Origin of the sequence: Pseudoxanthomonas mexicana (assembly GCF_001556105.1) — a bacterium.
Taxonomy (GTDB): domain Bacteria; phylum Pseudomonadota; class Gammaproteobacteria; order Xanthomonadales; family Xanthomonadaceae; genus Pseudoxanthomonas_A; species Pseudoxanthomonas_A mexicana_A.
This window is the reverse complement of record NZ_LSIF01000008.1, coordinates 17750-30336: the sequence shown is the minus strand read 5'-3', so window position 1 is coordinate 30336 and position 12587 is coordinate 17750. Positions and strand designations below refer to the sequence as shown.

The window sequence follows — 12587 nt, the reverse complement described above, 5'->3', positions numbered from 1 at the left end:
GGCGCGCGAATTTCCGCGTCGTGTACGGTTGCTGTGCGGATATGTCACGAAACTGCAATAAAAAACATCGTCGCGTGGGCGTCAGTTTGACTTAACTCCCTGCGGTCGACGCCGTTAAGAAGAGCGTCCCTTCCTCTTCGCGTCGTGCCTCATGTCGTCCTCCGTCCCCCGTTCCTACAGCCTGCAGGCCAAGCTGCTGGGCTCGCTGACCCTCGGCCTCGTGGTCATCCTGCTGTGCGCCCTCGCAGGCCTTGGATCGGCCTGGTTGAGCCTGTCGACGGACGTGCCTCCGCAAGTGGCACAGGCGGCCGACGGCGAGCGCCTGAGCCGCGACTTCCGCGTGCAGGTGCAGGAGTGGAAGAACATCCTGATCCGTGGCCACGACGAGGAACAGCGTACCAAGTACGTGGCGGCGTTCGACGAGAAGGGCCGCGAGGTGGCGACGCTCGCCGGCACCTTGTCGGCCACCCTTGCCGATCCACAGGCCCGGCAACTGGCCAAGGATTTCCACGCGCAGCACACGACGCTGGAAAACAACTATCGCGCCGCGCTGGAGCAGTTCGCGGCCGCTGGCTACAACACCCAGGAAGGCGATCGCCTGGTAAAGGGCATGGATCGCGAACTGGGCAAGACGCTGGAAACGCTGATCGCGCGCACGAAGGTGCTCGCCGATGCCGCCGTGATCGCCCGTTCGCAGGAAGCGCGGCGCACGCTGGTGCTGTGCGCGGCGCTATCGGTGCTGGCCGCGATCGGGCTGATCGCGGTGTTGGGCTGGTGGATCCGGCGGTCGGTGATCCGCCCCGTGGTCGATGCCGCCAACGTGGCGCGCGCGGTCGCCGCGGGCAGTCTCGATCCGCGCATCCAGGTGCGCAGCGGCGACGAGATCGGCCAGCTCGGCCAAGCCATGGTGGCGATGACCTCCACGCTGAAGGGCGTCATCGCCGCGCAGAGCGACATGGCCACACGCCATGACGAGGGCCAGATCAGCTTTCGCATGGACGACAGCGCATTTCCCGGCGAATACGGCCGCATGGTGCGCGATACCAATGCGCTCGTCGCGTCGCATATCGCGGTGAAGCTGCGGCTGGTCGAGATCATGCAGCGCTATGCCATCGGCGACCTGTCGGTGGACATGGATCGCCTGCCCGGCGAGAAGGCGGCGCTGACCGATGCGATGGACGCGACCAAGGCGAACCTGTCGGCGATCAATGGCGAGATCACGCGACTGGCCTCGGCCGCCGCGTCCGGCGACTTCTCGCTGCGCGGCGACGCCCGCAAGTACCAGTACGATTTCCACGACATGATCGCCGGGCTCAACCGTCTGATGGAAACCACGGACGCCAATCTTGCCGATGTGTCCCTGCTGCTCCGTGCCATTGCACGTGGCGACCTGACCACGCGCATGGAAGGCGATTTCCATGGTGTGTTTGCCCGCATGCGCGACGACGCCAACGCCACGGTCGTGCAGTTGCGCGACATCGTGCGCCATATCCAGGGTGCGTCGGTGTCGATCAATACCGCCGCCGGCGAGATCGCCTCCGGCAACGCCGACCTGTCGCGTCGCACCGAACAGCAGGCAGCCAATCTGGAGGAAACCGCCGCCTCGATGGAGGAACTGACCTCCACCGTGCGCCAGAATGCGGATTCGGCCCGTCAGGCGAACCAACTGGCGATCGGCGCCGCGTCCATCGCGTCTGAAGGCGGGACGACGGTGTCGCGTGTGGTCGCCACGATGGCCGACATCGAACAATCCTCGAAGAAGATCGCCGAGATCATCTCGGTCATCGACGGCATTGCCTTCCAGACCAACATCCTGGCGCTGAACGCCGCGGTGGAAGCGGCGCGCGCCGGCGAACAGGGCCGCGGCTTCGCCGTGGTGGCCTCGGAAGTGCGCACCTTGGCCCAGCGCTCCGCCAACGCCGCCAGGGAGATCAAGGGACTGATCGAAACGTCGGTGCACAAGGTGGCCGACGGCTCGGCGCTGGTGAATCAGGCCGGCGCCACGATGGGCGAGATCGTCGCCAGCGTGCAGCGCGTGACCGACATCATGGCGGAGATCTCGGCGGCGTCGCAGGAGCAGAGCGCCGGCATCGAGCAGGTCAACCAGGCCATCACCCAGATGGACGAGACGACACAACAGAACGCCGCATTGGTGGAAGAAGCCACCGCTGCTGCCCGGTCGATGGAAGAGCAGGCGCAGCAGCTGATCCGGGCGGTGGACGTGTTCGTCCTGGATGCTCGGCCTGCGCCGGGCCGCCGCGTCCTGGCCGCCGCCTGACCCGTCCGCGACGGGGAACCGCGCTCACTCCGGTGCGGAGGCCGCCGGCGGCGAGCCCGAGCGCCAGCGCCGCGTGGTGCGCTGGAAGAACTGGCTGTTGGGAATCTGCAGCACCGTCTCGCCACGTAGCGCGTCTTCTTCCAGCAGCGTGGTATAGAGCAGGTTGATGTCGATGACGCGACCCCGCAGGCCGGGCTTGTCGCCGTTCTCCAGCACCTCGATGTGGTCGTGCACGCGGAACGGACGCGTGGTCAGGATCAGCACGCTGCAGAAGATGTTGGACAGCACGCTCCACGCGGCGAAGAACGCGACGGCCGCGACGGCGGTGAAGCCGGTCAGCGCGGTCCACAGCACGCTGCCGGAGACGCCGAGCCGGCCCAGCGCCAGCATGAAGGCGGACATGTAGACCAGTACGCCGAGCAGCCGGCGTGCACTGACTGCGACCTGGGCGGGCAGGTGGTAGCTGTCGCAGATGCGGCGAACGATGATGCGCAGCACCCGCAGCAGCAGCCACGCGCCCAGCAGGATCGCGAGCGCCTGGGCGATCGGAATGATGACGCGAGCGCCTTCCTGCAGCCAGCTGTTGAACTCGGGCCACGACATCAGCGACCCTCGCCGGAAACGGCAGAGGCCGTTGGAAAGATGTGCGGCGGACAGGAATTCATGGGGAAAGGGTGACTGCATCGGCGTAGAGGGTCAACCTTGATCGCCGTGCCGGGAGTCGAACGCATGCGCCTCTTGGCTGCCGTGGAGCGTGCCGCGATGGCGGATCGGTGCACATGAATCAGGCGAGGGCGTTCCCCGCCCTGCCACTGCCCCTCGTCGTGCATCGCCGAGGGGGCGGGATGCGCGTGCCGGATATCCGGCTCAACTGTCCCGGCGACGGAACACGCCGACATTGGTATAGCTGCGGCCGTCGCTCAGGTGACCGCGCATGCGGATCACCAGCGTGTCCGTACCCACCAGTTCGCGCTCCGACCACTGCACTTCGCGTCCATCGTGCCAGGTGGTCGAGTGGAGTTGCGTCGGCGACACCGATTCGAAACTCAGCGCATCGGCGTGCGGCGTACCGTGGTACGGGTAAGGCGTGCCATCTGCGCGACCATCGAACGCGGCCTGGTGGCGCTTGCCGTTCTTGCCGAACCATTCCGACGCGATCGACAGTGCGCCATCCTGGGTGCAGTCCAGTTGGTAGCGTCCGCTCCGTGGCGGACGCCCGAGCTGGTAGTCGCACTGCTCGGGGAGCAAATGCCAGGTGCCCGCGAAGGCGGTGGCGGCGTGGATCGTCATCTGCACTCCTTGTGCGGTGCGGGTCGGGATTGACGGCAGGCGTCCATGCTAGCGATCCACCCCGGTGGCCCGGTTGCCAACGCGGTCGCAAATCCGCACCCACGTATCACTTCGTGTGCGGGATAGTGATCGTGTGCCGTGCTGAATGTGATACGGAATGCGACCGCCGCCACAGCCGGGCGCCTGGATGGCTCGGCATGGCGTGAGCGCGGGCGGTGGGTAGCCTCCTGCGTCCCCGTCACTGCCTGGTCGGCGGCGTACTCGGGCGGCAGGTCAGCTGGCTTCCCGGTTCGCCGTAGCCATTTCCTCATGGATCCTGTGGTCGATGGCCAGACTCGCGGTGACAGCGTCCTGCCATGGCGGCACGTCGAGCGCGTGAGTGAGGGCATCCGTGACCAGCAACTGGACCAGCGCGTCATGGATGACCGGGTCGACAGTCTTCAGGGCCGCCAGCGCCTGTGCCTGGTCCTCATCGGCCATCTCGGAATAGGTGTCGAACAGGAACATCGCGAGAGCCAGCGCCTGCTTCATGCCCGTGCCGTTGGTGCATACAGGGCCTTGGTCGAGGCCCTGTCCGGCGCGGCAGCGCACGCAGGACAGAGGGCGGTGGCACGGGCAGGGTCGTGGTGCACATCAGGAGGATTCGCCGGCAGGCAGCATTTCCGGACGTGTCATCGGTCACGCAAAACCTGACCGCTCAGAGGGGGTCGGGCAGTTCGCCTTCTCCGAGGTGGCTGAACAGGAATGCGCGTGCCTTCCGCCAGTCGCGGCGCACGGTACGTTCCGTCACCTTCAGCACCCCGGCGATCTCCAGTTCGCTGAGACCCCCGAAGTAGCGCATTTCCACGACCTGCGCCAACCGTGCGTCCAGCTTGGTCAGGTCGTTCAAGGCCTGGTCGAGGATCAGCAGCTGTTCCAGCCGGGAGTTCTGGCCGGGTTCGTTGGTCTCGTCCAGCGGCAACAGGTCCATCCCTTCGCCCCGCTTTTCCGCGAGGGCCCGCCGGACTTCATCCAGCAGCACGAAACGCATTGCGCGCGCGACCAGCGCGACGAGATGGGCGCGATTTTCCACACTGAAGTCGGCGCTCGCGAGCTTCAGCCAGGTTTCGCTGATGAGCGAGGTCGGTGAGCGGACATGACCGCGACGCTGTTGGCGGATCTGCGATCGGGCGATCTGGTGGAGGTCCCGGTACAGCAGCGCATAGATCCGGTTCCAGGCGCCCGCCTGCCCTTTCTCCACCTCGCCCAGCAGCTGGGTGACGGAGTCCGGGTCTGGTGGCGGGATCGCATTGACGTCCAGTGATCCGGGCATATCGGTTGCCCCTGGCCGTGCTTCATCCCTGTCTTGCTGGCCTGTCATGTCCGGAGACTGCCCTCGATCACGATCTCGTTCCTTACATATATGACCCGTCCCGGGACCGTCAAGCAAGCCGTAATGCGTGCTTCGCGGGCCGGGTTCCCTGGAGGGGAGGGCGTTACGGGGGCAGGGAATGCGCGACGCGGCGGTATCCGAGAGAAAGGTGCACGAGAGGAAGTCATGCGTAGTTTGAGGAAAGTCAGTGTTGCAGGGGTGCTGCTGAGGGGGGCCATGACCGGGAACACCAGCCAGGCGGCGGGGGGGGCGGTGCATGGCGCATGACGATGCGGGAGACATCTCGCGGAAGGACGGCAACGCCTCCAGCGAAGGGCCACAGGATACGGTCGCGCTGCCCGCACACTGGACCCTGCCGCAAGGCGTTGGTCCGCGTGCGATCAGCCAGTGGCCGATCACCCAGCGCCTCAGCGCCGACGAGTGGCAGTTGCTGATGGTGGCATTGCCCGGACGTGTCGGCGCGCGTGCGCGCCATGGCGGCAATGCGCGCCGTTTCATCGAGGCGGTGCTGTGGGTCGCGCAGACCGGTGCCTACTGGTCAGACCTGCCGCGCGACTTCGGGTCATGGCATGGCATCTACGTACGCTTCATCCGCTGGGCACAGGACGGCAACTGGAGCCAGGTGCTGGCCCGTTTCGATCCGCAGGACCAGCGCGCCATCGACCTGCAGGCGCTCATCCAGCGCTATCTGCATCGCAACAACACGAAGCATCTCAGCCGGGCGATGCGCGCGTCCTGAGGCGATGTCCTGTCGTACGCCTCGCGGCGCGAAAGGGATAGGAAGATTTCCGCAGAACACGCGGCGAGGTTCGGTACCGGAAGCGACACACACTCCGTCACCGTCCACCTCGCGCCCCGCTATCCGTCGACGTTCCCCCGTCGACGGTTAGGTGGGCCGCTCCAACCCCAGGAGCGTACCCATGGCCGTCCACGCCCGACACGTGGCCGGCTTCGCGCTCAGGCGCTCGAGGGGGAGGTGCAATGCCTCCCCCTCTTCTTTCCGGGATGCCTACGGTTTGCTGACGAACCGCTTCGGTGGACTTAACACGTACGGGCCTATTCTCGAATGACCTTGCTCCTGCGCAGGAGGTCATATGTCCACCCATGTCTTCACCGCCGAGGACGCTTCGGGTCGCCGCTGCCTTATCCAGGTGAATCGTGATGCGGTCGATCCAACCCATCGTGACGCCGCATCCGCTACGACCTATGTTCTGGAAGACGGAAGCCACGTGCGCCGCATCGACAACGACACCTTCCAGATCATCGGCACCGGCGCCTACGTCACCCGCATCGCCGAGTGATGCATCGCGAGGTAATGACCGGCGTCGCCGGCAGGTCAGTACACGGCTGATGCGTGTAGCGGCGCGGGGTGCTCCCAGGCGGCGCGGGCACCAAGGAAGCCGAGCTCCACCAATACGCCGGTACCGACCACGAGCGCGCCTTGCTGTTCGACCAATTGCACGGCCGCCTTTAGCGTGCCGCCCGTGGCGAGGACATCATCGATGACGATTACGCGCGCACCTGCCGGCATCGCATCGGTATGGATCTCGAGGCGGTCGCGTCCGTACTCCAGTCCGTAGTCGAGTGACAACGTGCGTCCTGGCAGCTTGCCCGGCTTGCGCACCGGTACGAAACCCACGTTGAGTTCACGCGCCAGCGCCGCACCTAGAATGAAGCCGCGGGCTTCCACGCCCACGACCGCATCGATGGCGTCGTTGCGCCACGGCGCCGCCATCGCAGCGATGGCCTCCGCAAATCCTGCCGCATCCGCCAGCACCGGCGTGATGTCCTTGAACAGGATGCCGGGTTTCGGGAAATCGGGGATGTCGCGAAGCAGGTCGGTCCAGGTGGTCACGGGCGACTCGAAGGCGGGTGGCCGCCGATCCTACCTCAGTCTGAGCACCACCACGCCACATCCTGGAAGCAGTCCGTCCGTCGGAGCGATGGGATGCACTCTCCCGGGATGTACCGCTAATCATCACGCACGCCCGCGACTATGCTTTCGCTCATCACTTCCAGGAGGTCTGCCATGACCGCTCCGCTGACGATGTATCAAGCCTCCATTCCCGTCTTCCTGCGCGCGCTGCAGAACCTGCGCCACGTCCTGGCGAAAGGCGAGTCCCACGCCCGTGAACGCGGCGATGATCCTAGCCTGCTGCTGCAAGGGCGTCTGTATGACGACATGCTGCCGCTGGTCAAACAGGTGCAGATCGCGACCGACACGGCGAAATTCAGCGCGGCGCGCTTGGCGGGCGTCGAGTCGCCGCGCTTCGAGGATGCGGAAACCACGTTCGACGAGCTGTATGCGCGTCTCGATGCCGTTGCCGACTACCTGAAGACATTCGACGACGCGGCGCTGCAAGGCAGCGAGTCGCGGACGGTGACCCTGTCCACGCGCGCCCGTGGTGAGCTGTATTTCGACGGTCGGGGCTACCTGTTCGGCTTTGCGTTGCCAAACCTGTTCTTCCACGTCACCACCGCTTACGCGATCCTGAGGCACAGCGGCGTGCCGCTGGGCAAGCTCGACTACCTGGGGCCTGGCGCCTGAACGAAGCTTGCGCGCGCGACCGGTCTGCAACGCATCAGTCGGTCACGCAATCGAGCGCGCCAGCAACAAGCCCTGCTCGCGTTCGTTGCGCGTCGGCGTAGTGGCGCGCTCGAACTCCACGCGTGCCTCATCGCGGCGATCCAGCTTGATCAGCAGGTCGCCGCGCACGCCGGGTGGTACTGCTTCGTCGCCGGCTCGTCGAGCAAGATATCCACCAGCGGCAGGGCACTGGCCGGGCCGGTCGCCACCGATACCGCAACGGCCCGGTTCAGCTCGACGACGGGCGATGGCGAAACTTGTGCCAGCGCGGCATACAGCGTGGCAATGCGCGTCCAGTCCGCGACGGATCAGCAGCTGGTCCTAGCGGCCGCGGTAGCGCAGTGGCACCTTCCGGGCGGTAGGGTTCGAGGGACGCCATGAGGGCAGGTCGTGCGTGGCGATCAGGATACGTGGAGGAGCACTATCGAAGCAGGTCCGTCAGTGCCGCTTCCAGCGTAGGAAATCCGAATTCGAATCCTTCCGCCAGCGCGTGCGCCGGCAGCACGCGCTGGCCGGTGAGCAACAGCTGCGCCATCTCGCCGAACCCCGCCTTCAGCACGAAGGCCGGCGTCGGCAGCACGGTGGGGCGGTGCAGGGCCCTGCCCAGCGCACGTGCGAAGTCGCGGTTGGTCACCGGTGCCGGCGCGGTGCCGTTGTAGGCGCCGCCCGCACGGTCGGTGTCCAGCAGCCACGCGATCATCCGCACCAGGTCGTCGCGGTGGACCCAGCTCATCCATTGGCGGCCGTCGCCCATCGGACCGCCCGCGCACAGGCGGAACGGCGGCAGCATCTTCGCCAGCGCGCCCCCGTCGGCGCCCAGCACGATGCCGATGCGTACGCGGCAGGTGCGTACGTCCAGGCCCTCGGCCTGCATCGCCGCGGTCTCCCAGTCGCGGCACAGCTGCGCGGCGAAGTCGTCGCCAGGTGCCGCGGATTCGTCCAGCGCCTCAGCGTCACGCGGACCGTAGTAGCCGATCGCCGAGCCAGAAACCAGCACGCGCGGGCGCACCGACTGCCGCGCCATCCAGGCGATCAGCGCCTGCGTCGTCTCCAGGCGCGAGCGGCGGAACTCGGCCTTGCGCGTCCCATTCCAGCGGCCGGCCATCAGCGGTTCGCCCGCCAGGTTGACCACCGCCTCCACGTCGCGCGCCTGGTCCAGACTCGCCAGCACACGCGCGGCGGCGGGCAACCGCGTGCGGGCGGCACCGGTATCGCGCGTCAGCACGGTCGGCGTGTGGCCGGCCTGCAGCAGGTGGTCGCACAGGGCGTGGCCGATGAAGCCGGTGCCGCCGGTGATCAGGACATGCATGGGGCGCCTCGTGGGGAACGAGGACGAGCTTACGTGCGTCGGCGTGTTGCGGATGTGGAACGGACCGTGGGCGACGACCGCCGGTCAGTCGGGAGTCGGGCTACTACACTACGCACATGGCGTCGCTCCCCCTGCTCCTGCTGCCCGGCCTGCTGTGCGACGCGCGCCTGTGGCGCGATCCTGCCACGGCGCTGGCCGATGTCGCGACCGTGCAGCAGGCCGACCTGACCCGCGACGACACTGTAGCCGGCATGGCGGCGCGGGTCCTGGCGTCGGCACCGCCGGTGTTCGCGCTGGCGGCGCTATCGATGGGCGGATATGTGGCATTCGAGATCCTGCGCCAGGCACCGCAACGCGTGGCGAAGCTCGCGCTGCTGGACACCAGCGCGCGGCTGGACCCGCCCAAGCGGAGGCTGGTGCGGCAAGCAGGGCTGGCCATGGCGGAAGCCGGCCGCTTCGCCGGCGTCACCCGCAAGCTGCTGCCGCAGCTGGTGCATGACAGCCGCGTGGACAGTGCGGTGGGCGAGGAGGTCATGGCGATGGCGCAGCGCGTGGGCCTGCAGGCATTCCTGCGCCAGCAGCGGGCCATCATCGAGCGTCCGGATTCGGAACCGCTGCTGCCCACCATCGCGGTGCCGACTTTGCTCGGCGTTGGCGAGGACGATCGCATGACGCTGCCGGAGGAGACCCGGCTGATGCACGAACGCATTCCCGGCGCGCGGCTGCACGTATTCGCGCAGTGCGGCCACCTGCCGCCGATGGAAGTGCCGCAGGAAACCGCGGCGGTGCTGCGCGACTGGCTGACCACCGCGTGACGCGTGGCCTGTTCGCGCACGCGCCTGCACGCACGCCTACGCCCGGTGGCGGACAATGGCGCCCACGTTCTTCTTCGATTTGAATCCACGGGAGTACACATGGAACTGGCAATGATCGGGTTGGGGCGCATGGGCGCCAACATGGCCGAACGGCTGGTGCGCGGCGGGCACGCCGTGCGCGGCTACGACCCGGGCGACGCGGCCCGCCAGCAGGCCGAAGCGCGCGGCATCGTCCCGCACGCGAACCTGCAGAATGCGGTCTCCGCGCTGCCGTCGCCGCGCGTGGTGTGGCTGATGGTGCCGGCCGGGCAGGTGGTCGACGACACGCTGGCCCAGCTGCGCCCACTGCTGTCGGCCGGCGACATCGTCATCGACGGCGGCAATTCCAACTACAAGGACAGCCAGCGGCGCGCGGACGAGCTGGCCGACGCCGGCATCCGCTACGTCGACTGTGGCACCAGCGGTGGCGTGTGGGGCCTGGCCGAGGGCTACAGCCTGATGATCGGTGGCGACGCCGATGCCGTGGACACGATGCGCCCGGTGTTCGCCACGCTGGCGCCGACGCCGGAGACGGGCTGGGGCCACGTGGGGCCGAGCGGCGCGGGCCACTTCGCCAAGATGATCCACAACGGCATCGAGTACGGAATGATGCAGGCCTACGCCGAGGGCTTCGCCATCCTGAAGAAGAAGGAGGCGATGGACTTCGACCTGGGCGCGCTCGCGGAGATCTGGCGCCACGGCAGCGTGGTACGTTCGTGGCTGCTGGACCTGACCGCCAATGCGTTGAACAAGAACCCGGACATGGCCGGCCTCGCGCCGTACGTCCCGGATTCCGGCGAGGGCCGCTGGACCGTGGCCGAGGCGATCGACCTGGACGTGTCGGCGCCCGTCATCACGATGTCGCTGCTGGAACGCCTGCGGTCGCGCGAACACGATTCCTACGCCGACAAGCTGCTGTCGGCGATGCGCAACGAATTCGGCGGCCACGCGGTCAAGAAGCAGGACTGATATCACCCGGTCTTATCGCGGGCATCGCTAGGGTGGCGGCTTCGACAGGAGGAGCCGCCGATGAAGATCCTGATGGTGCTGACCTCGCACGACCGCCTCGGCGAGACCGGGCACAAGACCGGGTTCTGGCTGGAGGAATTCGCCGCGCCGTACTACGTGTTCAAGGACGCGGGCGCGGACCTCGTACTGGCGTCACCGAAGGGCGGCCAGCCGCCGCTGGACCCGAAGAGCGATGCGCCCGATGCGCAAACCGCCGCCACCGTGCGCTTCAACGAGGACGCCGAGGCGCTGGCGACGCTTGCGACCACGCAGCGGCTGAAGGACGTGGTGGACAGCGACTTCGACGCGGTGTTCTATCCCGGCGGACATGGGCCGCTATGGGATCTGGCCGAGGATGCGGATTCGATCCGTCTGGTCGAGCGGGCGTTCTCCGCCGGCAAGCCGGTCGCAGCGGTGTGCCACGGCCCTGCTGTGTTTCGCCACACGCGCGGTGCGCTCGGCGAACCGCTGGTGAAGGACAAGCGCGTGACCGGATTCAGCAACGAAGAAGAAGCGGCGGTTGGCCTGACCGGCGTCGTGCCGTTCTCGCTGGAGGACGAACTCAGGAAGAACGGCGCGCGCTACGAGCGTGGTGCAGTCTGGCAGTCGTATGTGGTGACCGATGGCCGACTGGTGACAGGACAGAATCCGGCATCGTCGGAAGCGGTGGCCGAGGACGTCCTGCGGCTGCTGCGCTGATGCGTTCACGCGTTGTTACCGGGGCGGAGGTAGCGTGACCGCAGGCAAGCACGGAGGTCGGTCATGACCGAGGCGCCCCCGCATCTGTATACGCAGCAGGACGACATCGCCCGCATGGAGGCGATGATCCAGCAACTCCCGGACGAAGCCGTCGTGCGGCTCGACCTCAACGATGGCGGCACCATCACCGGCACCGTTGCGGTGCGGCCCGCCGTGCAGGTGTTTCGCGATGCGGACGGCCAGGAAGGCTTCAACGCCGTGGTTCGCATCGATGATCGGCGCCGCCCGCAGGTGGCGCACTACCTGTGGATGGACCGCATCGCCACGGTGACCGCACTGGGTACGGCCTGATGGCGCATCTGCCGACCGCCGACATCGACTGCCCGTACTGCGGCGAAACCATCACCCTGGTGGTGGACGACTCGGCCGGCGATCAGCAGTACGTCGAAGACTGCCACGTCTGCTGCAAGCCCATCGAAGTCAGGGTAAACGTGGATGAAGACGGCGCGGTCGACGTGGCGGCGTGGGGCCAGGACGAGGCCTGACGCTGCGCAGACCGTAACGCCCGTATCGCGGCACGCGGGGCTATGCTCCCTCCCGGTTCCACCATGACCCTGGGGAGGGGAGAGATGACGACCACGACAGGTACGAAGCGCTCGGTAGGCTATTGGATCATCGCGGTGTTCGCGCTGGTCTGGAACCTGATCGGCGTGGCGATGTGGTACATCCAGATGAGCATGTCCAGCGAACAGCTGGCGTTGATGACCGAGCCGCAGCGGCAGGTATACGAAGGGACGCCGGGCTGGATCAACGTGGCGTTCGCGGTGGCGGTGTTCGCCGGCGTGCTGGGCGGGATGGGACTGCTGCTGAAGAAACGCTGGGCCAGCACGATGTTCCTGCTGTCGCTGGTCGCGCTGCTGGTGCAGGTGATCGGCGCCTTCGTGGTGACACCCGCATGGTCTGCATATGGCCCCGTCGGCTTGGTGATGCCGGCGGTGTTGGTGGTGATCGCGCTGTTCCTGCTGTGGTACGCCAACAAGGCGAAGGCGCGCGACTGGCTGTCCTGAAGTTTGCATGGCAAAGAAAAAGCCGCCGGGTAGCCGGCGGCTTTTTTTCATGCCGAGAGAAGCCTCGCAGGGTGGGCCTTGGCCCACCATCACTGCAATGTCATCTATCGCGAGCGCTCCGGC

General features: G+C 67.0%; 17 protein-coding genes. 10 read left to right on the top strand and 7 right to left on the bottom strand.

Features of this window, described 5'->3' with window-relative positions:
• The first annotated feature begins 151 nt into the window (after window positions 1-151).
• Window positions 152-2278, top strand: a complete 2127-nt coding sequence (locus AX730_RS00960; RefSeq protein WP_062350598.1) for a methyl-accepting chemotaxis protein — start codon at window positions 152-154, stop codon at window positions 2276-2278.
• Between the two features lie 24 nt (window positions 2279-2302).
• Here the strand turns inward: AX730_RS00960 and AX730_RS00955 are convergent, their stop codons facing one another.
• The 4 genes from AX730_RS00955 to AX730_RS19050 form a co-directional block, all read right to left on the bottom strand.
• Window positions 2303-2881: a mechanosensitive ion channel family protein gene (locus AX730_RS00955; protein ID WP_062350595.1), complete on the bottom strand. Its 579-nt coding sequence runs from the start codon at window positions 2879-2881 to the stop codon at window positions 2303-2305.
• A 264-nt stretch (window positions 2882-3145) separates the two neighbouring features.
• The gene (locus tag AX730_RS00950) at window positions 3146-3568 is read right to left on the bottom strand and encodes a hypothetical protein (protein ID WP_062350591.1); all 423 of its coding nucleotides are present in this window, start codon (window positions 3566-3568) and stop codon (window positions 3146-3148) included.
• A 273-nt stretch (window positions 3569-3841) separates the two neighbouring features.
• Window positions 3842-4099 (bottom strand): hypothetical protein, encoded by a 258-nt coding sequence (locus AX730_RS00945; RefSeq protein WP_062350589.1) that lies wholly within the window; start codon window positions 4097-4099, stop codon window positions 3842-3844.
• A 166-nt stretch (window positions 4100-4265) separates the two neighbouring features.
• Window positions 4266-4880, bottom strand: coding sequence for an ECF-type sigma factor (locus AX730_RS19050; RefSeq protein ID WP_062350586.1), 615 nt, complete (start codon window positions 4878-4880; stop codon window positions 4266-4268).
• A gap of 316 nt (window positions 4881-5196) precedes the next feature.
• Between AX730_RS19050 and AX730_RS00935 the strand changes: the two genes are divergently transcribed.
• Window positions 5197-5679, top strand: a complete 483-nt coding sequence (locus tag AX730_RS00935) for a transposase (RefSeq protein ID WP_062350584.1) — start codon at window positions 5197-5199, stop codon at window positions 5677-5679.
• Window positions 5680-6034: 355 nt separating this feature from the next.
• A complete protein-coding gene (locus AX730_RS00930) occupies window positions 6035-6241 on the top strand; it encodes a hypothetical protein (RefSeq protein WP_062350581.1) in 207 nt (68 codons plus the stop codon).
• Window positions 6242-6276: 35 nt separating this feature from the next.
• Here the strand turns inward: AX730_RS00930 and AX730_RS00925 are convergent, their stop codons facing one another.
• The gene (locus tag AX730_RS00925; protein WP_062350578.1) at window positions 6277-6795 is read right to left on the bottom strand and encodes an adenine phosphoribosyltransferase; all 519 of its coding nucleotides are present in this window, start codon (window positions 6793-6795) and stop codon (window positions 6277-6279) included.
• 174 nt (window positions 6796-6969) lie between these two features.
• Between AX730_RS00925 and AX730_RS00920 the strand changes: the two genes are divergently transcribed.
• Window positions 6970-7488, top strand: a complete 519-nt coding sequence (locus AX730_RS00920) for a DUF1993 domain-containing protein (protein ID WP_062350576.1) — start codon at window positions 6970-6972, stop codon at window positions 7486-7488.
• Window positions 7489-7530: 42 nt separating this feature from the next.
• On the opposite strand, the gene AX730_RS19455 is transcribed toward AX730_RS00920, so the two are convergent.
• Both AX730_RS19455 and AX730_RS00915 read right to left on the bottom strand, forming a co-directional pair.
• Window positions 7531-7656: a hypothetical protein gene (locus tag AX730_RS19455; protein ID WP_269746973.1), complete on the bottom strand. Its 126-nt coding sequence runs from the start codon at window positions 7654-7656 to the stop codon at window positions 7531-7533.
• Window positions 7657-7948: 292 nt separating this feature from the next.
• The gene (locus AX730_RS00915) at window positions 7949-8836 is read right to left on the bottom strand and encodes a TIGR01777 family oxidoreductase (protein ID WP_062350573.1); all 888 of its coding nucleotides are present in this window, start codon (window positions 8834-8836) and stop codon (window positions 7949-7951) included.
• A 116-nt stretch (window positions 8837-8952) separates the two neighbouring features.
• On the opposite strand from AX730_RS00915, the gene AX730_RS00910 reads away from it, so the two are divergent.
• The 6 genes from AX730_RS00910 to AX730_RS00885 all read left to right on the top strand — a co-directional run bounded on the left by AX730_RS00910 (window position 8953) and on the right by AX730_RS00885 (window position 12464).
• Entirely contained in the window at window positions 8953-9651 is a 699-nt protein-coding gene (locus AX730_RS00910) for an alpha/beta fold hydrolase (RefSeq protein ID WP_062350571.1), read from the top strand.
• 99 nt (window positions 9652-9750) lie between these two features.
• Window positions 9751-10659: a phosphogluconate dehydrogenase (NAD(+)-dependent, decarboxylating) gene (gene gnd, locus AX730_RS00905; protein WP_062350568.1), complete on the top strand. Its 909-nt coding sequence runs from the start codon at window positions 9751-9753 to the stop codon at window positions 10657-10659.
• 60 nt (window positions 10660-10719) lie between these two features.
• Window positions 10720-11397, top strand: coding sequence for a type 1 glutamine amidotransferase domain-containing protein (locus AX730_RS00900; protein ID WP_062350565.1), 678 nt, complete (start codon window positions 10720-10722; stop codon window positions 11395-11397).
• A 63-nt stretch (window positions 11398-11460) separates the two neighbouring features.
• Window positions 11461-11748, top strand: coding sequence for a DUF3247 family protein (locus AX730_RS00895; protein ID WP_062350562.1), 288 nt, complete (start codon window positions 11461-11463; stop codon window positions 11746-11748).
• Window positions 11748-11942, top strand: a complete 195-nt coding sequence (locus tag AX730_RS00890) for a CPXCG motif-containing cysteine-rich protein (protein ID WP_062350559.1) — start codon at window positions 11748-11750, stop codon at window positions 11940-11942. The genes AX730_RS00895 and AX730_RS00890 overlap by 1 nt, the downstream gene beginning before the upstream one ends.
• Before the next feature lie 84 nt (window positions 11943-12026).
• Window positions 12027-12464: a hypothetical protein gene (locus AX730_RS00885; RefSeq protein ID WP_062350556.1), complete on the top strand. Its 438-nt coding sequence runs from the start codon at window positions 12027-12029 to the stop codon at window positions 12462-12464.
• Window positions 12465-12587: the final 123 nt, after the last annotated feature.